This window comes from Streptomyces sp. NPDC001108 (genome assembly GCF_053598535.1).
Genome location: NZ_JBSFKL010000011.1, coordinates 73,737 through 97,210, shown reverse-complemented (window position 1 = coordinate 97,210; position 23,474 = coordinate 73,737). Strand labels below are relative to the sequence as shown.

Here is a 23,474-nt window from a genome sequence, read left to right as displayed (position 1 = left end):
GTGATGATCCCCGGCGGCTGACGCATACGGACCCGACCGGCCACGAGGGCCCATCGGTCAGGTCAGCGCCGGCTCCGCCTGAGGTACGTCGATGTCGATGCTGTCGAGCAGCGACTCTTGGTGCTGTGCGGCGGCGGTCAGCGCGTCGTTCTCGTCCTGGATCCGTACGAGCTCGGATTCCAGGTCCTGGACACGCTGTTGGAGCCGTCGCATCTCGGCGAGGAGTCGCGGGTCGGAACCGCCGACGTAACCGAGAAGCGCCTTTGCCATGATGGATGGTCCTCCACACTGAGTGACCGACCGATGCGGTGTGGGTCGTGAGGGAATCGCACCCGCGGTGCTCGGCAGTGCTCTGTCGTCACTGCTGTCCTGCTGCCGAACAGCTCTGCCAAACAGCTAAGGTGCGCGGGGATTTCAGAGTCTCACCAAAAAGTTTGACGGTCAACACGATCACGCCCGACAGAGGGGGCATCCCGCGGCGCGCGGCCCGACGATCATGCGGCGCGTCTCTCCGGCGGGGCCCGACGGGGCGCGGAGATCATTCCTATTGCGGCAGCCTGGCACGTCCGCTCATTCCTGGCAACCATCCGGACATTCCGCAGGTCATTTCATGTGTACGGGAATGCAGGGCACCCCGGTGACCCTTCGACCGCAATCGAACACGGTCCGAACATCGGGCGCCCCGCGCCCCCGGACGGGCCGGGCTCAGCGGATGGCGAAGCCCTCGTAACCTCCGCGCGGCGTGTCCCATATCTCAGTGACCCCGTCCACACGTCCGGGTGTGTCGGCCGAGCGCAGCCAGTCCAGCAGCCGCTCGCAGCTCTCCCGCCGCCCTTCGGCGACGACCTGCACCCGGCCATCGTCGAGATTGAGCGCGAAGCCGGTGAGACCACCGATCTCCAGCGCGTTCTCCCTGGTGAACCAGCGGAATCCGACCCGTTGCACCCGGCCGCGCACCCAGGCGGTCAGCCGTACGTCTTCGTCCATGCCCGAACGCTAACCGGCCGACCGCGCCCGGAGCACATCCCTCCGTATGGCCATGGCGTACAGTCCCCACCCAATAGACTCACCCGAACGGGTTAAGACCGGTGGCGTCGGAATGACGTCCGGACCGTCAGAAGGGCTCAGCAGATGGGACGCCATCGTCGCTCCGCCGTCACTCCGGCCACCGACGACCACGAGGCCCCGGGTGCGGCCCGAAGGCCGGTCGGGCACCGCGGGAAGCGGTCCGGCTCGGCCGTCCGCACCGGAATGGTCGGCGTCTCCGCGGCGCTCGCGGTGGGGGCCGTGGCGATGACCACGGGGCTGATACCCGGCGGCGACACCCTCACGATCGGCGGCGGCGCCGCCGACCGGGTGCGCGCCGACAGCTCCCCCGACGGACAGGCCGAGGCCGGCCGGGGCGCCACCGCCGCCGACCGGGGCACGGGCCGGGCCGGTGGCCCGCACCGGAGCCCGTCCCCGGCCGGATCGCCCACCGCCACCCCGTCCGCCTCGAAGCCGCCCGCCGCCGAACGGAAGAAGCCGTCCGCCCCGGCCACGAAGCCGACTCCGTCCAGGACCGCCGCCCACAGCACCGCCCCGGCCGCCACCAAGGCTCCCGCCGCGCCGAGGACCACCGCCGCCGCCCGGGGCTCCGCCGTCACCGACGCGCAAGCCGCCGTACTCGCCCTGGTGAACCAGGAGCGCGCGAAGGTCGGCTGCTCCCCGCTGACCGCCAGCTCCCCGCTCACCTCGCTGGCGCAGGACTACAGCGAGGACATGGCCGCCCGCGGCTTCTTCGACCACACCGACCCGGACGGCCGCTCCCCCTGGGACCGCGCCTCGAAGGCCGGTGTCCAGGGCCTGGCCGCCGAGAACATCGCCCGCGGCCAGGCGGACGCGCGGGCCGTGATGGCCGCCTGGATGGACAGCCCGGGCCACCGCGCCAACATCCTGAACTGCGACTACAAGACCTTCGGCCTCGGTGTCCACCACGGCTCCGGCGGCCCCTGGTGGACCCAGGAATTCGGCTTCTGACGCGGAGCCGGGCAGGGCTGCCCGGAACTCCCCGCGCGCCCCGGCCCCGGGTCGGTAGCCTGTCGCGATGGGCGAAATACTGGACACGGGGCCGTTCTTCCACGGCACGAAGGCGGACCTGCGTACCGGGGACTTCCTGACCTCGGGCTTCCGCTCCAACTACCGGCCGGACGTCGTCATGAACCACGTCTACTTCACGGCGCTCCGCGACGGTGCCGGTCTGGCGGCCGAGCTCGCCGCCGGTGACGGCGAGCCCCGCGTCTACCTCGTCGAGCCGACCGGGGAGTTCGAGAACGACCCCAACGTCACCGACAAGAAGTTCCCCGGCAACCCCACCCGCTCCTACCGCAGCAGGGACCCGCTCCGGATCGTCGCCGAGGTCGGCGACTGGACGCGGCTGACCCCCGAGGCGCTCCGAGCCTGGCGGGACCGGCTCGCCGCGATCCGCGCGGACGGAAGGGGCGAGATCCTCAACTGAGGACCGCCCCCGGTGGCCTCACCGCGGGCGCTGGCACTTCGGGCAGAAGTGGGACGACCGGTTCATGAAGGCGACGCGCCGGATCGGGGTCCCGCAGCGGCGGCAGGGTTCGTCCTCCCGGCCGTAGGCGTCGAGGGAGCGGTCGAAGTAGCCGGACTCGCCGTTCACATTGACGTAGAGGCTGTCGAAGCTGGTGCCGCCCTGGTCGAGTGCGGCGTTCATCACGTCGCGGACATGGCCGAGCAGCTCGGCGGACCGGGGGCGGGTGAGGTTCGCGGTCGGCCGGTCGAAGTGCAGCCGGCTGCGCCAGAGCGCCTCGTCCGCGTAGATGTTGCCGACGCCGCTGATCAGCGACTGGTCGAGCAGGGCCCGCTTGACCGTGGTGCGGCGCAGCCGCAGGGCCGTGTGGAAGGCGGCGTCGTCGAAGGCCGGGTCCAGGGGGTCGCGGGCGATGTGCGCGATGGCCTCGGGGAGACCGTCGGGGGTGTTGTCGTGGAGCGAGAGCCCGCCGAAGGTCCGCTGGTCGACGAAGCGGAGCTCGGTGCCGAGGGCGTCGTCGAACCGGACCCGGACCCGCAGGTGCTTCTCGTCCGGCGCGTCCTCGGGCTGCACGAGCAGCTGGCCGCTCATGCCGAGATGGCCCAGGAGCGAGCCGGCCGCGTCGTCCAGCGGGATCCAGAGGTATTTGCCGCGCCGCATCGCCGTACCGAAGCGGGCGCCGGTGAGCCGGGCCGCGAAGTCCGCCCCGCCGCCCGGATGGCGGCGGACCGCGCGCGGGTGCAGCACCTCGGCCCCGGCGACGGTGCGGCCGGCGGTCCAGCGCTCCAGACCACGCCGTACGACTTCGACCTCGGGCAGCTCGGGCACGGTGACGCTCCTGGGAAAGAGGGGTGGGTGCTGATCCGATTCAGGGATCCGGTTCGGGAAACCGGTTCAGGGATCCGGTTCGGGCAGGACAAAACCCCCGGTGCACCGGGCACCGGGGGTTGCCTCGCCTCAGGCGGGAGCCGCGTCCGTGGACGGCGGGTCCGCGGGGGCGTCGGTGGCGCCTCCGTCGGCGGCGGCCTTCGCCGCTGCCGCCCGCTCCTCCGCGGCTGCGCTGATCCCGCGCCAGGCGGACTCCGCCGCCTGCTGCTCCGCTTCCTTCTTGCTACGGCCGGTGCCGGTGCCGTACGAGACACCACCGACGCGAGCAGCAGCAGTAAAGGTCTTCTCGTGGTCCGGGCCGGTCTCCGTGACGACGTACTCGGGGACGCCGAGGCTCTCGCCGGCGGTGAGCTCCTGGAGACTGGTCTTCCAGTCCAGGCCGGCACCGAGGTTGGAGGACCTGTCGATCAGCGGGTCGAAGAGCCGGTGGACCAGCTCCGAGGCCGCGCTGAGGCCCTGGTCGAGATAGACCGCGCCGATCACCGCTTCAAGGGTGTCGGCGAGGATGGACGCCTTGTCCCGGCCACCCGTGCCCTCTTCGCCCCGGCCGAGCCGGATGAAGGAGCCGAGTTCGAGGCCGCGGCCCACTTCCGCAAGCGCACGCGAGTTGACCACCGCGGCCCGCAACTTGGCCAGCTGGCCTTCGGGCAGGTCGGGGTGGGTGCGGTACAGCGTGTCCGTGACCACCAGGCCGAGCACCGAGTCCCCGAGGAATTCGAGCCGCTCGTTGGTGGGCAGACCGCCGTTCTCGTACGCGTACGAGCGATGGGTCAGCGCACGCACCAGAAGGGCGGTCTCGAGTCGATACCCGAGCCGCCCTTCCAGAAGCGTGTGGGACGAGGCTGTGTTGACGTTGTCTGCCTTCTTCTTGGCGTGGGACAACTCAGACATCGGGCCTCTCACCAGCCGCTCAGACTTCGAGGACCTGGCGCTTGTTGTACGTGCCGCAGCTGGGGCACGCGATGTGCTGCAGCTTCGGCTCCTGGCAACGCTCGCACGAAACCAGGGTGGGGACCGCAGCCTTCCACTGCGACCGGCGGTGGCGCGTGTTGCTGCGCGACATCTTCCGCTTCGGAACAGCCACGGCTACTTCTCCTGCTTCTCGTCGACGCCCGCTTCGGCGCCGCCCATGTTGTCCTTCTCGCCGTCCTGAACGGTGTCGGCGAGTCCTTGCAATGCCGCCCAACGGATGTCGACGGCGTCGTGGTGATGACCGGGGTTCTCGTCCAGCCTGACTCCGCACTCGGAGCACAGACCGGCACAGGACTCCCGGCACACCGGCTGCATCGGCAGTGCGAGCACCACCGCGTCACGCAGCACTGGTTCGAGGTCGAACAAGCCGTCCTCGACGAAGAGCCTGTCCTCGTCGTCCTCGGCGTCGTCGGCCGGTTCCGCCTTCGGGCGGCCACGGTCATCGGCGTCAGGGTACGAGAACATCTCCTGGAAGTCCGCCACGACCTCAAGGCGCAGCGGCTCCAGACACCTTACGCACTCCCCCTCGGCGGACGCACGGGCGGTGCCTGTGACAAGCACCCCTTCCATGACCGATTCGAGGCGGAGGTCCAGCTCCACGGGCGCGCCCTCGGGCACGCCGATGACCCCGTCGATGCCGAGGACCGCGGGCGGACCGGGTGCGTCCACCGTGCGGGAGAGCCGCTGGAGGCTACCGGGACGCCGCCCCAGCTCGTGCGTGTCGAACACGAGGGGGTTTCGGTGGTCGAGGTGGCCGTTCAGGGCTGTTCCTGCTTTCGCGATCATGTGCAGCGCACATCGTGGGGAGGGCCGACCGGCTTCGGAGCCGAAGGCGGGCAGCCGGGATCGCGGACATACACGCGACCGAAGAGCCAGGATACTGGACGCGCCGCCCAGCTCCCAATCCGGGCCGTTCGCCCCCGCGGGCCCGTCCGGTCAGCGCCCCTGTTCGTAGCGGCGGAGCTGGTCCAGGTCGATCATGCTGGTGTCGAAGAGGCTGGTCTCGTCGAGGGCGCTCCCGGGCTGCTCGGGAAGGCCCTGCTGGGGCTGTACGGGCTGCTGCCAGCCGTCGTAGCCCTGGGCGGCCGGCATCTGGGCCTTACCCTGGCCCTGGTCGTAGCCCTGCTGCTGGTAGGCGGCGTACGGGTCCGGCTGCTGCGGGTAGCCGTAGGCGTCCTGCTGGGGCTGCTGCTCCTGGTAGCCGTAGCTCTCCGCGTAGGCGGGCCGGGGACTCTCCGCGTAGGTCGGCTGGGCCTGAGCGGGGAACTGCTGCGGGGGCTGCTGGTGCACCGGCGCGGGCTCCGGGGTGGCGAGCTCGGCGAGCCCGGCCCAGTGGTCCTCGTCGCTCATGCGCGGCCGGCCGCCCGCCGCGTCCTGGGCGGCCACGTGCGCGCCCAGATCGTCGGTGGGGATCCGGCCGTGCAGCTTCTGCCGGCCCCGGCCGACCGCCTCCAGGGTCTTGGCCAGCACCGCCTCGAAGGCGCCGAGCTTGGTGTCGACGTACTCGTCGGCCCGGCGCTGGAGCGTGGCCGGGTCGGTGGAGCGCTCGGGGGCCTCGGCGAAGTCCGGGTCCTCGTAGCCCTGCTCGTCGAAGGGGGTGCCGCGGCCGAGGAGCTTCTCGCGGCCCCGGTCGACGGAGCCGATGGTCTTAGTGAGGACGACCTCGAAGTTGGCGAGCTTGCTGTCGACGTACTCGTCGGCCTCGGCCTTGACCTCGGCGGCCTCCCGGCGGGCCTCCTCCAGGATCCGGTCGGCCTCGCTCTGGGACTGCCGGGCGATCTCGGTGCCGGCGATCAGCGAGGTGCGCTCGGCGCGGGCGGACTCGATGATCCGCTCGGCCTCCTGGCGGGCCCGCTCGGCCAGCTGCTCCTGGCCGCCGATGAGCTCCTGGGCGTGGGCGAGCGAGCCGGGCAGGGCCTCGCGCACCTCTTCGAGCATCGCCAGGAGGTCGGCGCGGTTGACCACGCACGAAGCCGACATGGGCATCGACCGGGCGCTCCCGACGACTTCGACGATCTCGTCGAGCTTCTTCTGCACGTCCACCGTGTGCTCGCCACTCTCTACAGCCGATTGGAGACGGACGGGACCGACTGTACGGCCAGCCGGCGCCCGTCCGACACCTGCTGACGGATCGTCAGTTCACCGGTTCCCGGCGAGGCGCTCGGCGAGGGCCTCCTGGACCACCGGCGGGAGCAGGTGGGAGACGTCGCCGCCCCAGGTGGCGACCTCCTTGACCAGGGAGGACGACAGGAAGCTGTAGGTGGGGTTGGTCGGCACGAAGAGCGTCTCGACGCCGGACAGGCCGTTGTTCATCTGGGCCATCTGGAGTTCGTAGTCGAAGTCGCTGACGGCCCGCAGGCCCTTCACGATCGCCGGGATGTCGCGCTGCTTGCAGAAGTCGACCAGGAGGCCGTGGAAGGACTCGACCCGGACGTTGCCGAACTCGGCGGTGGCCTGCTCGATCAGGTCGATCCGTTCCTCGACGGTGAACAGCCCCTGCTTGGACTGGTTGATCATCACCGCGACATGTACGACGTCGTACAGCTTCGAGGCACGGCCGATGATGTCGAGGTGCCCGTTGGTGATGGGGTCGAAGGACCCCGGACAGACGGCGCGGCGCAATGTGATTCCCTCCCTCTCCGGTCCGGTCATCGTGCGTCTTCGCACGTAGAGGCGGCGCGACCGTACCAAAGCGTGCCCTCGCCGTATCGGCGGGCCCGCAGTGGTTCGAACCCCTCGGGCCAGCCGAATTCCCCGCCTCTGGTGCTGCGTTCCACGGTGACGAGCGCGTCGCCGGTGAGCCAGCCCTGAGCACGGAGTGTGAGCAGTATCTCGGCAAGATCGTCGTCGGTGACGGCGTACGGCGGGTCCAGGAAGACCACGTCGTACGGCTCGGCCGGTGCCGGGCCCGTCACGATCTGCTCCGCTTTGCCGGTGCGGACCTCGGCGCCGGGGAGGCCGAGGGTCCGGACGTTGTCGCGGACGGTCCTCACGGCCCTGGCGTCGGCCTCGACGAGCAGGGCGTGGGCCGCGCCCCGGGAGAGTGCCTCCAGGCCGACGGCGCCGGAGCCCGCGTACAGATCGGCGATCCGGATGCCCTCCAGGGTGCCGAGCAGCGCCTCCCAGGTGGAGAAGAGGCCCTCGCGCGCCCGGTCGGAGGTGGGACGGGTGCCGGTGCCGGGCGGCACGGCCAGGCGGCGTCCGCCGGCCGTGCCGGCGATCACGCGGGTCATGGGTGTCTGGTCCTCGGGTCGTGGGCGGCCCGCGGGGTGCCGCGGCGCCGTGCCCCCACGATATGGCGTGGCGGCCGGTCGGGCCCGCGCACCCGGTGCCTGGGGGGCCTCACCCCTTGTCGAGGTACTGCTCGCGCTCCTTGTCCAGCAGGGCGTCCAGCGCGGTCCGCAGCTCGGGCAGACCGGACAGGTCCGGGTCGGCGGCGACGATCGCGACCGCCTCCTCGCGGGCGGCGGCGATGACCTCCTCGTCGTCGATGACGGCGAGCATCCGCAGCGAGGAGCGGACCCCGGACTGGGCCTGGCCGAGGACGTCGCCCTCGCGGCGCTGTTCGAGGTCGATCCGGGAGAGCTCGAAGCCGTCGAGGGTGGCGGCGACGGCGGAGAGCCGGGCGCGGGCCGGGGACGCCTCGTGGGCCTCGCTGACCAGCAGGCAGAGCCCGGGGGCCGAGCCCCGCCCGACCCGGCCGCGCAGCTGGTGCAGCTGGGAGACGCCGAACCGGTCGGCGTCCATGATCACCATGGCGGTGGCGTTGGGGACGTTGACGCCGACCTCGATGACGGTGGTGGCGACCAGGACGTCGACCTCGCCCGCGGCGAAGCGGCGCATGACGTCGTCCTTGTCCTCCGGGTTCATCCTGCCGTGCAGCACCTCGACGCGGAGTCCGGCCAGCGGGCCCTTGGCGAGCTGCTCGGCGATCTCCAGCACGGCCAGCGGCGGACGCTTCTCGCCCTCGTCCTCGGCGGTCTTCCTCTTCGCCTTCTTCCCCGCCGCCTCGTCCTCGGCGTCGTCGCCGATGCGGGGGCAGACCACGTACGCCTGGTGGCCGCCCTCGACCTCCTCCCGCACCCGGTCCCAGGCGCGGGTGAGGAAGTGCGGCTTGTCCTTGGCGGGGACCACGTGGCTGGCGATCGGCGAGCGGCCGGCCGGGAGCTGGTCCAGGACGGAGGTCTCCAGGTCGCCGAAGACGGTCATGGCGACCGTACGGGGGATGGGGGTGGCGGTCATGACCAGCAGGTGCGGCGGCTGCTTGCCCTTGGAGCGCAGGGCGTCGCGCTGCTCCACGCCGAAGCGGTGCTGCTCGTCGACGACGACCAGGCCCAGGTCGTGGAACTTGACCTTGTCCTCGATCAGGGCGTGGGTGCCGATCACGATCCCGGCCTCGCCGGTGACCAGGTCGAGCAGGGCCTGGCGGCGGGCGGCGGCGCCCATCGAGCCGGTGAGCAGCACCACCTTCGTGCCCTGCTCGCTGCCGCCGAGGAGCCCGCCCTCGGCCAGGTCGCCCATCATCTCCGTGACGGACCGGTGGTGCTGCTGGGCGAGCACCTCGGTGGGGGCCAGCATGGCGGCCTGGCCGCCCGCGTCGACGACGCCGAGCATGGCGCGCAGGGCGACCATGGTCTTGCCGGAGCCGACCTCGCCCTGGAGGAGCCGGTGCATCGGGTGGTCGGTGGCCAGGTCGTCGAAGATCTCGGCGGAGACCTTCCGCTGCCCCTCGGTGAGGGTGAAGGGCAGCCTGGCGTCGAAGGCGTCGAGCAGCCCGTCCGGGACGGGCCTGCGGGGCGCCGCCGGGAGCTGTGTGTCGGCGTATCTGCGGCGGGCCAGCGCGACCTGGAGGACGAATGCCTCGTCCCACTTGAGCCGGTCCCGGGCCTCGGCGATGTCCGCCTTGGTCCGCGGGCGGTGGACCTTCTGGAGCGCCTCGGGCAGGGCGGTGAGGCCCCGGCCCTCGCGCAGCCCCGCCGGCAGCGGGTCGACGGCCTCCCCGGCACGCGGCAGCACCGTGTCGACCGCCTTGGCGATCCGCCACGAGTCGATCTGCTTGCAGGCGGGGTAGATCGGCAGCAGCCGCCCGGCGAAGGCGTCCACCGCCTCGCTGTCCCCGGCGCCCTCGGCCCCTTCCGCGTCCAGCAGCTGGTACGTGGGGTGGGCCAGCTGCATCTTCCGGTTGAAGACGGAGACCTTGCCCGCGAACATCGCCCGCCTGCCCGGCAGCAGCTCCTTGTGCGGCTTGTGGACGCCATGGCCGAAGAAGACCAGCTGGAGGCGGCCATGGCCGTCGGTGAGGGTGACTTCGAGGCGTCTGCCGCGGCCGCCGTTGAACGTCAGGACGCGGGCGTCGGCAACCTGCGCGACCACCGTCACGTGCTCGTCCAGGGGGAGGTCGGACAGGGCCGTGAGCCGGCCGCGCTCCTCGTACCGCCGCGGGTAGTGGTGGAGCAGATCACCGACCGTGTGCAGGTCGAGGTGTTCGGCCATCACCTTGGCGGTGGCGCCGCCGAGCAGCTTCTTGAGAGGTTCGTCGAACGCAGACACGCCGTCCATTGCACACCACGGCACCGACAATCGTCCGGCGGGCACCACCGCGGCCCGGGAATCCCGTACCGCCCGCCGGGCCGCGGGGCGGCCCTACTCGACCCCGATGAGGAGCGGAGCGCTCCGGTGGCCGCCCGGGTAGACCATCGTGTCGACCGCCAGATAACCCTCGCGCACGTGCTCCTCCAGCGCCTCCGCGAGGCCGACGGGGGCGTCCTCGCCCAGCACCAGGGTGACCAGTTCGCCGCCGGCCGCCAGCATCCGGTCCAGTACGGCGCGGGCGGTCCGGACCACGTCCTCGCCGATGACGGCGACGTCGCCGTCGATCAGGCCGAGTACGTCGCCGGCCTGGCAGATGCCCGCCATGGTCCAGGACTGCCGTTCGGCGACGGCGAGTTCGGCGTAGCGGGTGGCTCCGGCGGCGGCGGTCATCGCCACCACGTCCTCGTCGAAGCTGCGGCCCGGTTCGTGGACGGCGAGCGCCGCGATGCCCTGGACGGCGGCCCGGGTGGGGACGAGGGCGACCCGGATCCCCTCCGTACGGGCCTGCTCGGCGGCCGCGGCGGCGGTGTGGCGCAGCTCGGCGTCGTTGGGCAGCAGGACCACCTCGCGGGCGTGCGCCCGGCGGATCGCGTCGACCAGTTCGCCGCTGGCCGGGGGCTCGCCCGGGCGGGCCAGCACGGTCGTGGCCCCGGCCTCCTCGCACAGCCCGCGGAGCCCCTCGCCGGGGACGACCGCGACGACGGCGCGCTGCACGGGCTCGGCGTGGGGCCGGGTCCGGTCCGCGCCGAAGTGGGTGATCCGGATGCGGTACGGGCGTCCCGCCTCGACCCCGGCCTCCACGGCCGCGCCCGCGTCGTCGACGTGCACATGGACGTTCCACAGTCCGTCGCCGCCCACCACCACGAGCGAGTCACCGAGGCCGTCGAGCCGGTCCCGCAGCCGGTCCACCGCCTCGTCCGACGCCTCCAGCAGGTAGATCACCTCGAAGGCGGGCCCGTCCACCGCCGCGCAGTCGCCCGTCTCCGGCACCGCGGGGACCCGGCGGACCGGTTCCGCCGCCACCGCCGGGACCCGCCCGCCGACCGCCTCGACGAGCGCCCCGAGCACCGCCACCAGCCCGCGCCCCCCGGCGTCCACGACACCGGCCCGGCCGAGGGCGGCGAGCTGTCCGGGGGTGGCCTCCAGGGCGGTGCACGCCCCGTCGTACGCGGCGCGGGCGACCTCGGCGGGCCGGGCGGCGTCCCCGGTGCGGCCGGCGGCGTCGGCGGCCGCGGCGGCCACCGTCAGGACGGTGCCCTCGACGGGGTGGGCGACGGCCTGCCGGGCCGCCGCGGCGGCGACCGCGAGGGCCCGCCGCAGGTGGTCGGCGTCATGGCCGAGGGCCAGTTCGCCGGCCATCCCGCGCAGCAGTTGGGCGAGGATCGTGCCGGAGTTGCCGCGGGCGCCGATCAGGGCGCCGTGCGCCATGGCCCGTACCGCGTCGGCGGTGTCGGGGGCGGTGGCGCCGGTCTCGTGGGCGGCGAAGACCGCTTCGACGGCCCCGGCGGCGGATTCCACGGTGAGGTAGAGATTGGTGCCGGTGTCGCCGTCGGCGACCGGGTACACGTTGATCGCGTCGATCGCCGCGCGCTCCCGGCCCAGCGCCTCCAGCGCCAGGGAGCACCAGGTACGCACCGCGACGGCGTCCATGTCGTCGGCGGTCTGCGGCACCTGTCGGTCCTCCTCTGGTGCGGCCGTGGGCGGCCGGCTGGATGGCAGCGTAGCCCCGGGTCCGGGGCGGGGCGGGGACAGGGGTCGGGACGGTCGGGGTGGAACCCGTGGTAGTTTCGTTCTACCGAAGCGGCCGTTGTATGCTGCTTCGGTTGCCCGATGAAAATCGGGCCATCCCTCCGGTACCGCCACTTCAGTCACCTGATTCCGGCGCGCCGGATTTCACTGTAAGTGCATCTGAAGTCTTTGGAGTGACCCGTGGCTGCCAACTGCGACGTCTGCGGCAAGGGGCCGGGCTTCGGCAACAACATTTCGCACTCGCACCGCCGTACGTCCCGTCGCTGGAACCCCAACATCCAGCGCGTGCGTGCCGTGGTCGGTCGGACGCCGAAGCGGCTCAACGTCTGCACCTCGTGCATCAAGGCCGGCAAGGTCGCGCGCTGACGTTCCCGTCGTAGCGCAGCCTTCCGGTTGCCCGAAAAGCCGGTCCACCTTGGTGGACCGGCTTTTTGCTGTGCTCAGGAGCCCTGGCGGGTGCGCCAGCCGTGGTCGACCGGGCCGATCCCGGCGCCGAGCGGGAAGCCCGCCGCGATGGCCCCGGTGACGTAGCCCTTCGCTCCCCGTACCGCCGTGGGCACGTCCTGTCCCAGGGCCAGTCCGCAGGCGATCGCGGAGGCGAGGGTGCAGCCGGTGCCGTGGGTGTGGCGGTTGTCGTGCCGGGGGGCGGGCAGCCAGTGCTCCTCGGTGCCGTCGGTGAGCAGGTCCACGGGGTCGCCGGGGAGGTGCCCGCCCTTGACGACGACCCAGCGCGGCCCGAACTCCAGCAGGGCGGCCGCGGCCCGGAGCATCCCGGGCCCGTCCGTCACCCGGACCCCGGTGAGCTGGGTCACCTCGTCCAGGTTCGGGGTGGCGACGGTGGCGACCGGCAGGAGTTTCGTCCGTACGGAGTCGAGGGCCTCGGCGGCGAGCAGCGGGTCGCCGTGCTTGGAGACGCCGACCGGGTCGACGACGGCCGGGGCGGCGGTACCGGCGAGCAGTTCGGCCACCGTCTCCACCAGGAGGGCCGAGGAGAGCATCCCGGTCTTGACCGCCTGCACCCCGATGTCGTCGACCACGCTGCGGTACTGGGCGCGGACCGCCTCGGCCGGCAGTTCCCAGGCGCCCTGGACCCCCAGCGAGTTCTGGGCGGTGACGGCGGTGAGCACGCTCATCCCGTGCACCCCGTGGGCCAGCATGGTCTTCAGGTCGGCCTGGATGCCCGCACCGCCGCCGGAGTCCGATCCGGCGACGGTGAGTACTCGGGCGGGTGCGGCGGCGGGTGCGGGTATCGGCATACGCCGCAATCTACTGGGCGTCCTCGATGTCCCCGAAGTGGTCCCAGCCCTTGCTGGTCCACGGTGCCCCGTCGACCGTGACCTGCGGCAGCGCGGAGGGATTGAGGACCTCGCCGATCACCTTCCAGCGGGCGGGCAGCTTCACGTCCGGCGGGAAGGTGGCGACGATCGCGTGGTCCTCGCCGCCGGTCAGTACCCACTGGAGCGGGTCGACGCCGACGGCCTGCCCGATGTCGGACATCTGGGAGGGGATGTCGATGAGCCCGGCCCTCAGGTCGATCCGGACCTTGCTGGCCTCGGCGATGTGCCCGAGGTCGGCGACGAGCCCGTCGCTCACGTCCGTCATGGCGGTGGCGCCGAGCCCGGCGGCCGCGGGGCCCGCGTGGTAGGGCGGTTCGGGGCGGCGGTGGGCCTCGACGAAGGCGCGCGGCGAGCGGAAGCCCCGGGAGAGGACGGCGTACCCGGCGGCGGACCAGCCGAGCCAGCCGGTGACGGCGACGACGTCGCCGGGCTGGGCGCCGGCCCGGGTGACCGGTTCGTGGTTGCGCAGGTCGCCCAGCGCGGTGATCGAGACGGTGATCGTGTCGCCCCGCACCACGTCCCCGCCGACCACGGCCGCGCCCGCGACCTGGCACTCGTCGCGGATGCCGTCCATCAGCTCCCCGGCCCAGGTGACCGGGAGTTCGGCCGGGACGACCAGGCCGAGCAGCAGCGCGGTGGGCACCGCGCCCATGGCGGCGATGTCGGCGAGGTTCTGGGCGGCGGCCTTGCGGCCGACGTCGTACGCGGTCGACCAGTCGCGGCGGAAGTGCCGCCCCTCCAACAGGATGTCCGTACTGGCCACGACCCTGCGGTCGGGAGCGGTCACGACCGCGGCGTCGTCGCCGGGGCCGAGCCGTACCGCCGGAGTGGTGGTGAGCCGGGACGTGAGCTCCCTGATGAGCCCGAACTCCCCCAACTCGCCCACGGTTCCCTTCACCGAGTCTCACCTCTCATCTGTAGCGCCGGACCCTCGTCCGGCTGCTTCGGCGGCCGGGGTGCCGGGGCGCGGCCGGCCGCCGCCGGGAGCGGTCCGCCCCGCCCGCCCTGGTCATCCCCGTGCCCCTTCCGGACCGCCGTGCCAGCGGTCGCGGACCGTCCCTGCTGTCGGTAGTGTCGGAAGACACGTCAACCTGTGTGCGGTACGCGCCACGCGGTGGACGTCAACGCATCCCAGGTCTCCCCGTGGCACGCGGTGACGCGATAACGTGGCGTCCCTTTCTTCCCCCGCATGATCCTCGTGGCCGCCCTGGAGGTTCCGTGGTACAGGCGTACATCCTTATTCAGACCGAGGTGGGCAAGGCGTCGACCGTCGCCGAGACCATCTCCCGAGTTCCGGGAGTGATGCAGGCAGAGGACGTCACCGGCCCCTACGACGTGATCGTCCGCGCCAAGGCCGACACGGTCGACGAGCTGGGCCGCATGGTGGTCGCCAAGGTCCAGCAGGTGGAGGGCATCACCCGAACCCTGACCTGCCCGGTCGTCCATCTGTAGTCCCCGTCTACGCTGGGCCGGTGACCTCATCGCGCCGGTTCCTCCGCCGTCCCGTGCTCCCCGGCCTGGCCGTGGCCGCTTCGCTGCTGGCCGCGGCGGGCTGTTCCTCGACGGACGCCGCGGGGTCGATCACGGTTCCCACACCCTCCGCGCAGGCCGCGGCGTACTGCCGCGCACTCCACGAGGAGCTGCCGAGGACCGTTGCCGGACTCGACCGCGGTGACGCCGGACCGAAGTCCGAACTGACCGCCGAATGGGGGGACGGGGAGATCGTACTGCGCTGCGGCGTCCCCCGGCCCGCGAAGATGGACGACCCCATGGCGAAGGGCACCGAGGCGAACGGCGTCAACTGGCTGCTGGAGCGGTCGAAGGACGGTGGCCCGCGGTTCACGACGACCTACCGCAAGGCGTACGTGGAGGTCACGCTCTCGGCGGCGTACGCGCACGACGCGAGCCCGCTGGCCGCGTTCGGCGCGCCCATCAGCAGGACGGTTCCCGGGCTGTAGGGCGGGGTCCGGCGCCGCAACAGCGCCGGACCCCGCCCCGGGAAGGTCAGCGCAGGCCGGTCGGGCGGCGCAGCGCGGCCTGGATCAGCCGGTCCACCAGCTCCTGGTAGCTCACGCCGCTCTCCTGCCACATCCGCGGGTACATGGAGATCGGGGTGAAGCCGGGCAGGGTGTTGACCTCGTTGATCACGAACGTGCCGTCCTCGGTGAGGAAGAAGTCGGCCCGGACCAGCCCCTCGCAGGAGGTGGCCTCGAAGGCTTCGATCGCGAGCCGCTGGACCTCGGCGGTCTGCTCCTCGGTGAGCGGGGCGGGCACGAGGCCGGGGGCCGAGTCGATGTACTTGGCCTCGAAGTCGTAGAACTCGTGCGAGGTCACCGGCGGGATCTCGGCGGGCACGCTGGCGCGCGGCCCGTCCTCGAACTCCAGCACCCCGCACTCGATCTCGCGGCCCCGCAGCAGCGACTCGATCAGGAACTTGGGGTCGTGGCGGCGGGCCTCCTCGATCGCCTCGTCGAGCCCGGCCGGGTCGTCGACATTGGTGATGCCGATCGACGAACCGGCCCGCGCGGGCTTCACGAAGAGCGGCCAGCCGTGCTCACCGGCGAAGTCCATGATGCGCCTGCGGGCACCGGAGGGGTCGTTCTCCCACTCGCGGGGCCGGACCACCAGGTAGGGGCCGACCGGCAGTCCGAAGGAGGTGAAGACCCGCTTCATGTACTCCTTGTCCTGGCCGACGGCCGAGGCGAGCACGCCGGCGCCGACGTAGGGCACACCGGAGAGTTCGAGCAGGCCCTGGAGCGTGCCGTCCTCCCCGTACGGGCCGTGCAGTACGGGGAAGACGACGTCGACCTCGCCGAGCGCCTTGGGGACGGAGCCGGGCTCGGTGTACGTCACCTCGCGGCTGCGGGGGTCGGCGGAGAGCGCCACGACCCCCTCGGCGGAGTCGGCGAGCTGGGCCACGTCCGGCATCGTCCGGTCCGTGATGGCCATGCGTTCGGGCTCGTCGGCGGTGAGCGCCCAGCGTCCGTCGGCCGTGATACCGATCGGCAGGACGTCGTACTTGGTCCGGTCGATGGCGTTCAGGACGGCGCCGGCCGTGACGACGGAGATGCCGTGTTCGGAACTGCGGCCGCCGAACACGACGGCCACGCGCGGCTTGCGGAGCTGCCGCTCCGGGCTCTGGGGGAGGTTCTCGCTGCTCATATCGGGTTGAGCGTACCTGCTGGTACCTCGCGCGTCAGCGTCGCCGGGTCGGCCCGGAGCGGTGGCCCCGGACGTTCACCGCTCCGGTCGTGTCCGGCCCGATCCGGGGCCGGACGGCTCAGCGCCGCTCGGGCTTGGCGCTGCGCGACATCAGCTCGCCCAGCGCGACCATCGGGGGTTTGCCCTCGTGGACGATACCGACGACCGTCTCGGTGATCGGCATGTCGACGCCGTGCCGCCGGGCCAGATCGAGCACCGACTGGCAGGACTTGACGCCCTCGGCGGTCTGCTTGGTGACGGCGATGGTCTCCTGGAGCGTCATGCCCTTGCCCAGGTTGGTGCCGAAGGTGTGGTTGCGCGAGAGCGGGGAGGAGCAGGTGGCCACCAGGTCGCCCAGGCCCGCGAGTCCGGAGAAGGTCAGCGGGTCGGCGCCCATGGCGAGGCCGAGCCGGGTCGTCTCGGCGAGGCCCCGGGTGATCAGCGAGCCCTTGGCGTTGTCGCCGAGGCCCATGCCGTCGGCGATGCCGACCGCGAGACCGATCACGTTCTTCACCGCGCCGCCGAGTTCGCAGCCGACCACGTCGGTGTTGGTGTACGGGCGGAAGTAGGAGGTGTGGCAGGCGGCCTGGAGACGCTGGGCGACGGCCTCGTCCGGGCAGGCGACGACGGCGGCCGCGGGGCGGCGTTCGGCGACCTCCCGGGCGAGGTTGGGGCCGGTGATGACGGCGATCCGGTCCGAGGGGATCCCGGCGACCTCCTCGATGACCTCGCTCATCCGCTTCGCGGTGCCGAGTTCGACGCCCTTCATCATGGAGACGAGCACGGTGTCGGGGGCGATGTGCCGGGACCACTCGGCGAGGTTGGCGCGCAGCGTCTGCGAGGGCACCACGAACACGACGAAGTCGGCGCCGTCCAGCGCCTCGACGGCGTCCGTGGTGGCCCGGACCGAGGCCGGGAGCTCGATCCCCGGCAGGTAGTCCGGGTTGGTCCGGGTCGTGTTGACGGCCTCGGCGAGCTCGGCGCGGCGGCCCCAGAGGGTGACCTCGCAGCCGGCGTCGGCGAGGACCATGCCGAAGGCGGTACCCCAGGAACCGGTTCCGAAGACGGCGGCCTTCACGGGCTGCGTCACTTGCGTCCCTCTCCTTCGGCCTTGCGCCGCTGCTCCGCGCGGGCCTTGCGGTGGTCGTAGGGGTGCTCGGGGGCCTTCTCGCCCCGCACGATCTCCAGTTGCTCGGTGATCGCGGCCATGATGACCTCGGTCGCCTCCCGCAGGACCTCGGGCGTGGGCTCCTCGTCGTAGAACCGGGAGAGGTCCACGGGCGGTCCGGCCTGCACCTGAAGGGTCTTGCGGGGGAACAGCCGGAGCTTGTGCTCCTTGGCGTACGGGGGCATGGCCAGGTTGGCGCCCCACTGCGCGACGGGGATGACCGGGGCCTTCGTCATCAGCGCGACGCGGGCGGCGCCGGTCTTGCCGGCCATCGGCCACATGTCGGGGTCGCGGGTGAGCGTGCCCTCGGGGTAGAAGGCGACGCACTCGCCGCGCTCGATGGCGTCGACGGCCGCCCGGAAGGCGTCCAGCGCGTTGGTCGACTCGCGGTACACCGGGATCTGTCCGGTGCCGCGCAGCATCATTCCGACAAAGGGGGTCTTGAAAAGGCCGGCCTTGGCGAGGAGCCGGGGCACCCGGCCGGTGTTGTACTGGAAGTGGCCGTAGGAAAGCGGGTCCAGATAGGAGTTGTGGTTGACCGCGGTGATGAATCCGCCGTCGGCCGGAATGTGTTCCGTCCCCCGCCAGTCACGCTTGAACAGAACCACCAGCGGCGGTTTTGCGATGACCGCCGCCAGGCGGTACCAGAAGCCGATTCTGCGGCGGGACACTCGGACACCTTCCTCTAGGGACTTCCAAGAACTTGATCTCTGCCTGGCTACCGAGGGTCAAGTCTCGCCCCAGGCCCCTGCTCTGTCGAGAACACCGTACGCCCCGCTTTCCGGACCGCCTCCCCGGGTGCGGACCGACTCCCCGCTCCTCCGCGTTCCCGCGTCGGCAGGCGAGAATAGGCGGCGAAGCCCACCGAGGGGGAGATCGCCACGAACACCGACCCGACCGGGTCCTGGTCCCTGGTCGTCCCGTTGAAGCCGCTGGCCCTGGCCAAGAGCAGGCTGGCCGCCGCGGTCGGACCGGTGCTGCGCCCCCGACTCGCCCTCGCCTTCGCCCGGGACACCGTGGCCGCCGCGCTGTCCTGCCCGGCGGTGCTGGATGTGGTGGTGGTCACGGACGATCCCCGGGCCGGGACCGCGCTCACCGCGCTCGGGGCGCGGGTCGTCCCCGACGTCCCCGGCCGCGGGCTCAACGCCGCGCTCGCGCACGGCGAGCGGACCGTACGGGCCGGCCGGCCCCGGGCCGCGGTCGCCGCACTCAACGCGGACCTGCCCGCGCTGCGCGCCGATGAATTGGCCCGGGTCCTCGATTTTTCCGCGAAATTCCCCCGCGCATTTGTGACCGATGCGGCAGGAATCGGGACAACATTTCTTTCGGCCGCCCCCGGGGTGGAATTGCGCCCGGCTTTCGGCGGCCCGTCACGCGCCCGCCATCTGGGCTCCGGGGCGGTGGAAATCGACCTGCCGGGCATCGATTCGGTGCGCCAGGACGTGGACACCGGCGACGATCTGCGGGCCGCGACGGCACTGGGGGTGGGGGCGTACACGGCGGAGCACCGGTCAGCGGCGGCCGCCGCCCCGGACCGTTAGGCTGGCGCCCATGCAGGCCACCTCGTACACCTACGACCCCGAGACCCGTTGCGGCAGCGTGCTGCTCGACGACGGCACGCCGGTGGACTTCGACGCCCGCGCCTTCGACGCCGGCGGGCTGAGGCTGCTGCGTCCGGGGCAGCGGGTGCGCATCGAGGGCACCGGCGAGGGCGCGGCCCTGCGGATCACCCTGGTGACGCTGCAGACCTTCTGAGCGCGGCCTTCCGAGCACAGGCCGCGGCTTTGGCGGCCGGAGACCGGGGGCCCTGCGGCCCGTGCCCCGCACCCCCGTAACGGCCCGCGGGCCGGGCTCCCCGAAGGGAACCCGGCCCGGCGCGTGTGAGAAAGACCGTGCGCTGCTCGGCCTCACTTCTTGCGCGCGGTGGCCTTCTTCGCCGTGGTCTTGCGCGCGGTGGTCTTCTTCGCGGGCGCCTTCTTCGCCGTCGCCTTCTTGGCGGGGGCGGTCTTGGCGGCGACGGCCTTCTTCGCGGTCGTGGCCTTCTTCGCCGCGGCAGCGGTGGTCTTCTTCGCCGTCGCCTTCTTCGCCGCGGCGGCCGTGGTCTTCTTGGCGGTGGTCTTCTTCGCCGCCGTGGTCTTCGCCGCGGTGGTGGCCTTCTTCGCCGTCGCCTTCTTCGCCGTGGCCTTCTTGGCGGTGGCCTTCTTGGCCGCGGCCTTGGCGGTCGTACGCGTGGAAGAACCGCCCGAGAGGCTGCCCTTGGGCGCCTTCTTGACGGCCACGTCGTTCTTGGGGAGCTTCTTCGAGCCGCTCACCAGGTCCTTGAAGCCCTGACCCGCGCGGAAGCGGGGGACCGAGGTCTTCTTGACCCGCACGCGCTCACCCGTCTGCGGGTTACGGGCGTAGCGGGCCGGGCGGTCGACCTTCTCGAACGAGCCGAAGCCGGTGACCGAGACCCGGTCACCCGCGACAACCGCACGGACCATCGCGTCGAGCACCGCGTCGACGGCGTCGGCGGCCTGCTGACGGCCTCCGAGCTTGTCGGCAATCGCTTCTACGAGCTGCGCCTTGTTCACGTCTTCCCCTTCGGAGACATTGCCAGAACGAATGTGTTCAAGCGTTTTCGCACGTTAGGCAGATATATACCGCAAATCAAACACGAAACGGGCTAATCACCCTAGTGCCGCAACGAAGTCGACTGCTGCGCAGTTCCGCAGAGTCAGTCACCTTCGGGGAATCGGCCCTCATCGAGGTCCTTCATCAACCGGTCCAGACGCCTTGCCGCGCCCGGGAGATCGTGCTTAGCCGCGGCCGTGATGGCCAACAGCTTCCGGGAGAGCGCCATCCGTACGCCCTCCGGGACTTGCAGTTCACGCACGACTGTGTGCGCTTCCTTCAATCGGTCGGCGACTTGGCCGTAAAGCTTGAGTTGGCTGTCGCGTCCCATGCACCGATTGTGCCATCTGGGGCGAGTTGTCGCCCGACAGGGTCTCAACAAGCGACTGCGCCCCCTACCAGATGGCAGGGGGCGCAGTCCGGGAAACGTGCTGCTCAGGCTTGAATTGTACGCGGTTTGAAGGTCGGCCTGGCCGCCTCGTAAGCCGCGATGTCCGCTTCGTTCTGAAGGGTGAGGCTGATGTCGTCCAGGCCGTTCAGCAGTCGCCAGCGGGAGTTCTCGTCGAGCTCGAAGTCGACGGTGACGCCCTCCGCGCGGACCTGGCGGGCCTCCAGGTCGACGGTGATCCCGGCCGTGGGATCGGCCTCGGTCAGCTCCCAGAGCGCGTCCACCACCGACTGGTCCAGGACCACGGTCAGCAGCCCGTTCTTCAGCGAGTTGCCGCGGAAGATGTCGGCGAACCGGGAGGAGATCACGGCCTTGAAGCCGTAGTTCTGCAGCGCCCACACGGCGTGCTCGCGGGACGAGCCGGTGCCGAAGTCGGGCCCGGCGACCAGGACCGTCGCACCCGCCCGCTCGGGGTGGTTGAGGACGAAGTCCGGGTCCTTGCGCCAGGCCTCGAAGAGTCCGTCCTCGAAGCCGTCCCGGGTGACCTTTTTCAGCCAGTGGGCGGGGATGATCTGGTCGGTGTCGACGTTGCTGCGGCGCAGCGGGACGGCCCGGCCGGTGTGCGTGGTGAAAGCTTCCATGGTTCTCAGACTCCGGCGGGGGTGCGGACGTCGGACAGGTCGGCGGGCGAGGCCAGGTGGCCCAGCACGGCGGTGGCGGCGGCCACCTGCGGGGAGACCAGGTGGGTGCGGCCGCCCTTGCCCTGCCGGCCCTCGAAGTTGCGGTTCGAGGTGGAGGCGGAGCGCTCGCCGGGGGCCAGCTGGTCCGGGTTCATGCCGAGGCACATCGAGCAGCCGGCGTGCCGCCATTCGGCGCCCGCGGCGGTGAAGACCTTGTCCAGGCCCTCCTCGACGGCCTGGAGGGCGACCCGGACGGAGCCCGGGACGACCAGCATCCGTACCCCGTCGGCGACTTTGCGGCCCTCCACGACGGCGGCCGCGTTGCGCAGGTCCTCGATCCGGCCGTTGGTGCAGGAGCCTACGAAGACGGTGTCCACGGCGATCTCGCGCAGCGGCTGCCCGGCGGTCAACCCCATGTACTCCAGGGCCTTTTCGGCGGCGGTGCGCTCCGAGGCGTCCTCGTACGAAGCGGGGTCGGGGACGTTGGCCGACAGCGGGGCGCCCTGGCCGGGGTTGGTGCCCCAGGTGACGAACGGGGCCAGCTCTGCGGCGTCGATGACGACCTCGGCGTCGAAGACCGCGTCGTCGTCGGTGCGCAGCGTCTTCCAGTACGCGACGGCGGCGTCCCAGTCCTCGCCCCGCGGGGCGTGGTCCCGGTCCTTCAGGTAGGCGAAGGTGGTCTCGTCCGGGGCGATCATGCCCGCGCGGGCGCCGGCCTCGATCGACATGTTGCAGACGGTCATCCGGGCCTCCATCGAGAGCTTCTCGATGGCCGCGCCCCGGTACTCCAGGATGTAGCCCTGGCCGCCGCCGGTGCCGATCCGGGCGATGACCGCGAGGATCAGGTCCTTGGCCGAGACGCCGTCGGGCAGCTCGCCGTCGACGGTGATCGCCATGGTCTTCGGGCGGGCCAGCGGCAGCGTCTGGGTGGCCAGCACGTGCTCGACCTGGCTGGTGCCGATGCCGAACGCCAGCGCGCCGAAGGCGCCGTGCGTGGACGTGTGGGAGTCGCCGCAGACGACGGTGGTGCCGGGCTGGGTCAGCCCCAGCTGCGGGCCGACCACGTGCACGACGCCCTGCTCGACGTCGCCCAGCGGGTGCAGCCGCACGCCGAACTCCGCGCAGTTCTTGCGCAGGGTCTCCAACTGGGCGCGGGAGACCGGGTCGGCGATCGGCTTGTCGATGTCGATGGTCGGGGTGTTGTGGTCCTCGGTGGCGATGGTGAGGTCGAGGCGCCGCACCGGCCGTCCGGCCTGCCGGAGGCCGTCGAAGGCCTGGGGGCTGGTCACCTCGTGCAGCAGGTGCAGATCGATGAAGAGGAGATCGGGCTCGCCTTCGGCGCGCCGGACGACATGGTCGTCCCAGACCTTCTCCGCGAGTGTCCTACCCATCGCTTTCCCTCCGGCCGGCGTCTTCGCCGGCTCAACTAGAGATTCGGTGCGCCACCGTCCGGCCCCCCGGGCGGGGCGACGGCTGCGGGCCGTTGTGCGGCCGCTTCCCCAGGTTCGCAACTTCCGCCGATAATTGAACTTGCGTTTCACAGAGTGAGACGGGAGTATCGTCGTATGGACAACTCTAGCGGCGTAGGCGTTCTCGACAAGGCAGCTCTGGTATTGAGCGCCCTGGAGTCCGGTCCGGCCACTCTCGCCGGGCTGGTCGCGGCGACGGGGCTGGCCCGGCCCACGGCCCACCGGCTGGCGGTGGCGCTGGAACACCACCGGATGGTGGCCAGGGACATGCAGGGCCGGTTCATCCTCGGCCCCAGGCTGGCGGAGCTCGCGGCGGCGGCGGGCGAGGACCGCCTGCTGGCCACGGCGGGCCCGGTGCTCACCCACCTCCGCGACATCACCGGCGAGAGCGCGCAGCTCTACCGCAGACAGGGTGACATGCGCATCTGCGTGGCGGCGGCGGAGCGGCTGTCCGGTCTGCGGGACACGGTGCCGGTCGGCTCCACGCTCACCATGAAGGCCGGCTCCTCGGCCCAGATCCTGATGGCCTGGGAGGAGCCGGAGCGCCTGCACCGCGGCCTCCAGGGCGCCCGCTTCACGGCCACGGCCCTCTCGGGCGTACGGCGCCGCGGCTGGGCCCAGTCGATCGGCGAGCGCGAGCCGGGCGTGGCCTCCGTCTCGGCGCCGGTGCGCGGCCCGTCCAACCGGGTGGTCGCCGCCGTCTCGGTCTCCGGACCGATCGAGCGGCTGACGCGGCACCCGGGCCGGATGCACGCCCAGGCGGTCATCGACTCGGCGGCCCGGCTCAGCGAGGCCCTGCGCCGCAACGGCTGACCCGCCGCGCCCTCCCCTTCCCCGGCCGCCCCAGCGTCGTGGCGGCCTTCTTCCCGGCGCCCGCCCCT

At 71.9% G+C, this 23,474-nt stretch carries 28 protein-coding genes; 8 read left to right on the top strand and 20 right to left on the bottom strand.

What is annotated here, in order from left to right:
- Window positions 1-57: 57 nt before the first annotated feature.
- Window positions 58-270 (bottom strand): hypothetical protein, encoded by a 213-nt coding sequence (locus ACWC97_RS23895; protein WP_352276296.1) that lies wholly within the window; start codon window positions 268-270, stop codon window positions 58-60.
- A gap of 435 nt (window positions 271-705) precedes the next feature.
- Window positions 706-987, bottom strand: a complete 282-nt coding sequence (locus ACWC97_RS23890; protein ID WP_385211868.1) for an acylphosphatase — start codon at window positions 985-987, stop codon at window positions 706-708.
- Between the two features lie 144 nt (window positions 988-1,131).
- On the opposite strand from ACWC97_RS23890, the gene ACWC97_RS23885 reads away from it, so the two are divergent.
- Both ACWC97_RS23885 and arr read left to right on the top strand, forming a co-directional pair.
- A complete protein-coding gene (locus ACWC97_RS23885) occupies window positions 1,132-2,019 on the top strand; it encodes a CAP domain-containing protein (protein ID WP_450651454.1) in 888 nt (295 codons plus the stop codon).
- Between the two features lie 67 nt (window positions 2,020-2,086).
- Entirely contained in the window at window positions 2,087-2,497 is a 411-nt protein-coding gene (gene arr, locus ACWC97_RS23880; RefSeq protein WP_352276292.1) for an NAD(+)--rifampin ADP-ribosyltransferase, read from the top strand.
- Window positions 2,498-2,515: 18 nt separating this feature from the next.
- Here arr and mutM read toward each other — a convergent pair whose 3' ends face one another.
- The 9 genes from mutM to ACWC97_RS23835 all read right to left on the bottom strand — a co-directional run bounded on the left by mutM (window position 2,516) and on the right by ACWC97_RS23835 (window position 11,659).
- Window positions 2,516-3,364, bottom strand: a complete 849-nt coding sequence (gene mutM, locus ACWC97_RS23875; protein ID WP_352276290.1) for a bifunctional DNA-formamidopyrimidine glycosylase/DNA-(apurinic or apyrimidinic site) lyase — start codon at window positions 3,362-3,364, stop codon at window positions 2,516-2,518.
- 129 nt (window positions 3,365-3,493) lie between these two features.
- Window positions 3,494-4,315, bottom strand: coding sequence for a ribonuclease III (gene rnc / locus ACWC97_RS23870; RefSeq protein WP_352276289.1), 822 nt, complete (start codon window positions 4,313-4,315; stop codon window positions 3,494-3,496).
- A gap of 19 nt (window positions 4,316-4,334) precedes the next feature.
- Window positions 4,335-4,508, bottom strand: a complete 174-nt coding sequence (gene rpmF, locus ACWC97_RS23865; RefSeq protein WP_003965982.1) for a 50S ribosomal protein L32 — start codon at window positions 4,506-4,508, stop codon at window positions 4,335-4,337.
- 2 nt (window positions 4,509-4,510) lie between these two features.
- The gene (locus tag ACWC97_RS23860) at window positions 4,511-5,182 is read right to left on the bottom strand and encodes a YceD family protein (protein WP_352276287.1); all 672 of its coding nucleotides are present in this window, start codon (window positions 5,180-5,182) and stop codon (window positions 4,511-4,513) included.
- 150 nt (window positions 5,183-5,332) lie between these two features.
- Window positions 5,333-6,439, bottom strand: a complete 1,107-nt coding sequence (locus ACWC97_RS23855; RefSeq protein WP_450651451.1) for an ATP synthase F0 subunit B — start codon at window positions 6,437-6,439, stop codon at window positions 5,333-5,335.
- A 96-nt stretch (window positions 6,440-6,535) separates the two neighbouring features.
- The gene (gene coaD, locus ACWC97_RS23850; RefSeq protein ID WP_352276468.1) at window positions 6,536-7,018 is read right to left on the bottom strand and encodes a pantetheine-phosphate adenylyltransferase; all 483 of its coding nucleotides are present in this window, start codon (window positions 7,016-7,018) and stop codon (window positions 6,536-6,538) included.
- 26 nt (window positions 7,019-7,044) lie between these two features.
- On the bottom strand, window positions 7,045-7,629 hold the full coding sequence (gene rsmD / locus ACWC97_RS23845; protein ID WP_352276284.1) for a 16S rRNA (guanine(966)-N(2))-methyltransferase RsmD: 585 nt from the start codon (window positions 7,627-7,629) through the stop codon (window positions 7,045-7,047).
- Between the two features lie 109 nt (window positions 7,630-7,738).
- On the bottom strand, window positions 7,739-9,955 hold the full coding sequence (recG, locus tag ACWC97_RS23840; protein WP_450651449.1) for an ATP-dependent DNA helicase RecG: 2,217 nt from the start codon (window positions 9,953-9,955) through the stop codon (window positions 7,739-7,741).
- A gap of 84 nt (window positions 9,956-10,039) precedes the next feature.
- Window positions 10,040-11,659 carry a DAK2 domain-containing protein gene (locus ACWC97_RS23835; protein WP_450651447.1) on the bottom strand — a complete coding sequence of 540 codons (1,620 nt, stop codon included), beginning with the start codon at window positions 11,657-11,659 and terminating at the stop codon, window positions 10,040-10,042.
- Window positions 11,660-11,917: 258 nt separating this feature from the next.
- On the opposite strand from ACWC97_RS23835, the gene rpmB reads away from it, so the two are divergent.
- Window positions 11,918-12,103, top strand: coding sequence for a 50S ribosomal protein L28 (rpmB, locus tag ACWC97_RS23830; protein WP_030928661.1), 186 nt, complete (start codon window positions 11,918-11,920; stop codon window positions 12,101-12,103).
- A gap of 74 nt (window positions 12,104-12,177) precedes the next feature.
- Here the strand turns inward: rpmB and thiD are convergent, their stop codons facing one another.
- Window positions 12,178-12,993: a bifunctional hydroxymethylpyrimidine kinase/phosphomethylpyrimidine kinase gene (gene thiD, locus ACWC97_RS23825; protein WP_352276279.1), complete on the bottom strand. Its 816-nt coding sequence runs from the start codon at window positions 12,991-12,993 to the stop codon at window positions 12,178-12,180.
- 10 nt (window positions 12,994-13,003) lie between these two features.
- Window positions 13,004-13,972, bottom strand: a complete 969-nt coding sequence (locus ACWC97_RS23820; RefSeq protein WP_352276277.1) for a thiamine-phosphate kinase — start codon at window positions 13,970-13,972, stop codon at window positions 13,004-13,006.
- Between the two features lie 320 nt (window positions 13,973-14,292).
- Here ACWC97_RS23820 and ACWC97_RS23815 point away from each other — a divergent pair, with 320 nt between their 5' ends.
- Window positions 14,293-14,526 carry an Lrp/AsnC family transcriptional regulator gene (locus ACWC97_RS23815; protein WP_352276276.1) on the top strand — a complete coding sequence of 78 codons (234 nt, stop codon included), beginning with the start codon at window positions 14,293-14,295 and terminating at the stop codon, window positions 14,524-14,526.
- A gap of 20 nt (window positions 14,527-14,546) precedes the next feature.
- On the top strand, window positions 14,547-15,032 hold the full coding sequence (locus tag ACWC97_RS23810) for a DUF3515 domain-containing protein (RefSeq protein WP_392280285.1): 486 nt from the start codon (window positions 14,547-14,549) through the stop codon (window positions 15,030-15,032).
- A 46-nt stretch (window positions 15,033-15,078) separates the two neighbouring features.
- Here the strand turns inward: ACWC97_RS23810 and ACWC97_RS23805 are convergent, their stop codons facing one another.
- The 3 genes from ACWC97_RS23805 to ACWC97_RS23795 all read right to left on the bottom strand — a co-directional run bounded on the left by ACWC97_RS23805 (window position 15,079) and on the right by ACWC97_RS23795 (window position 18,114).
- Window positions 15,079-16,236, bottom strand: coding sequence for a D-alanine--D-alanine ligase family protein (locus tag ACWC97_RS23805; RefSeq protein ID WP_450651444.1), 1,158 nt, complete (start codon window positions 16,234-16,236; stop codon window positions 15,079-15,081).
- Between the two features lie 118 nt (window positions 16,237-16,354).
- Window positions 16,355-17,365, bottom strand: a complete 1,011-nt coding sequence (locus tag ACWC97_RS23800) for an NAD(P)H-dependent glycerol-3-phosphate dehydrogenase (RefSeq protein ID WP_385211846.1) — start codon at window positions 17,363-17,365, stop codon at window positions 16,355-16,357.
- A complete protein-coding gene (locus ACWC97_RS23795; RefSeq protein ID WP_352276271.1) occupies window positions 17,362-18,114 on the bottom strand; it encodes a lysophospholipid acyltransferase family protein in 753 nt (250 codons plus the stop codon). The genes ACWC97_RS23800 and ACWC97_RS23795 overlap by 4 nt, the downstream gene beginning before the upstream one ends.
- Before the next feature lie 252 nt (window positions 18,115-18,366).
- Between ACWC97_RS23795 and cofC the strand changes: the two genes are divergently transcribed.
- Both cofC and ACWC97_RS23785 read left to right on the top strand, forming a co-directional pair.
- On the top strand, window positions 18,367-18,984 hold the full coding sequence (gene cofC, locus ACWC97_RS23790) for a 2-phospho-L-lactate guanylyltransferase (RefSeq protein ID WP_352276270.1): 618 nt from the start codon (window positions 18,367-18,369) through the stop codon (window positions 18,982-18,984).
- 10 nt (window positions 18,985-18,994) lie between these two features.
- Window positions 18,995-19,198, top strand: a complete 204-nt coding sequence (locus ACWC97_RS23785; RefSeq protein WP_352276269.1) for a hypothetical protein — start codon at window positions 18,995-18,997, stop codon at window positions 19,196-19,198.
- Between the two features lie 152 nt (window positions 19,199-19,350).
- Here the strand turns inward: ACWC97_RS23785 and ACWC97_RS23780 are convergent, their stop codons facing one another.
- The 4 genes from ACWC97_RS23780 to leuC all read right to left on the bottom strand — a co-directional run bounded on the left by ACWC97_RS23780 (window position 19,351) and on the right by leuC (window position 22,515).
- Complete coding sequence (locus ACWC97_RS23780) at window positions 19,351-20,016, bottom strand: HU family DNA-binding protein (protein ID WP_352276268.1); 666 nt, start codon at window positions 20,014-20,016, stop codon at window positions 19,351-19,353.
- 143 nt (window positions 20,017-20,159) lie between these two features.
- Complete coding sequence (locus tag ACWC97_RS23775) at window positions 20,160-20,387, bottom strand: SCO5555 family protein (RefSeq protein ID WP_352276266.1); 228 nt, start codon at window positions 20,385-20,387, stop codon at window positions 20,160-20,162.
- Window positions 20,388-20,491: 104 nt separating this feature from the next.
- On the bottom strand, window positions 20,492-21,085 hold the full coding sequence (gene leuD / locus ACWC97_RS23770; protein ID WP_450651440.1) for a 3-isopropylmalate dehydratase small subunit: 594 nt from the start codon (window positions 21,083-21,085) through the stop codon (window positions 20,492-20,494).
- 5 nt (window positions 21,086-21,090) lie between these two features.
- On the bottom strand, window positions 21,091-22,515 hold the full coding sequence (leuC, locus tag ACWC97_RS23765; RefSeq protein ID WP_385211840.1) for a 3-isopropylmalate dehydratase large subunit: 1,425 nt from the start codon (window positions 22,513-22,515) through the stop codon (window positions 21,091-21,093).
- Between the two features lie 174 nt (window positions 22,516-22,689).
- On the opposite strand from leuC, the gene ndgR reads away from it, so the two are divergent.
- A complete protein-coding gene (gene ndgR / locus ACWC97_RS23760) occupies window positions 22,690-23,406 on the top strand; it encodes an IclR family transcriptional regulator NdgR (RefSeq protein WP_030928691.1) in 717 nt (238 codons plus the stop codon).
- The last annotated feature ends 68 nt before the right edge of the window (window positions 23,407-23,474 follow it).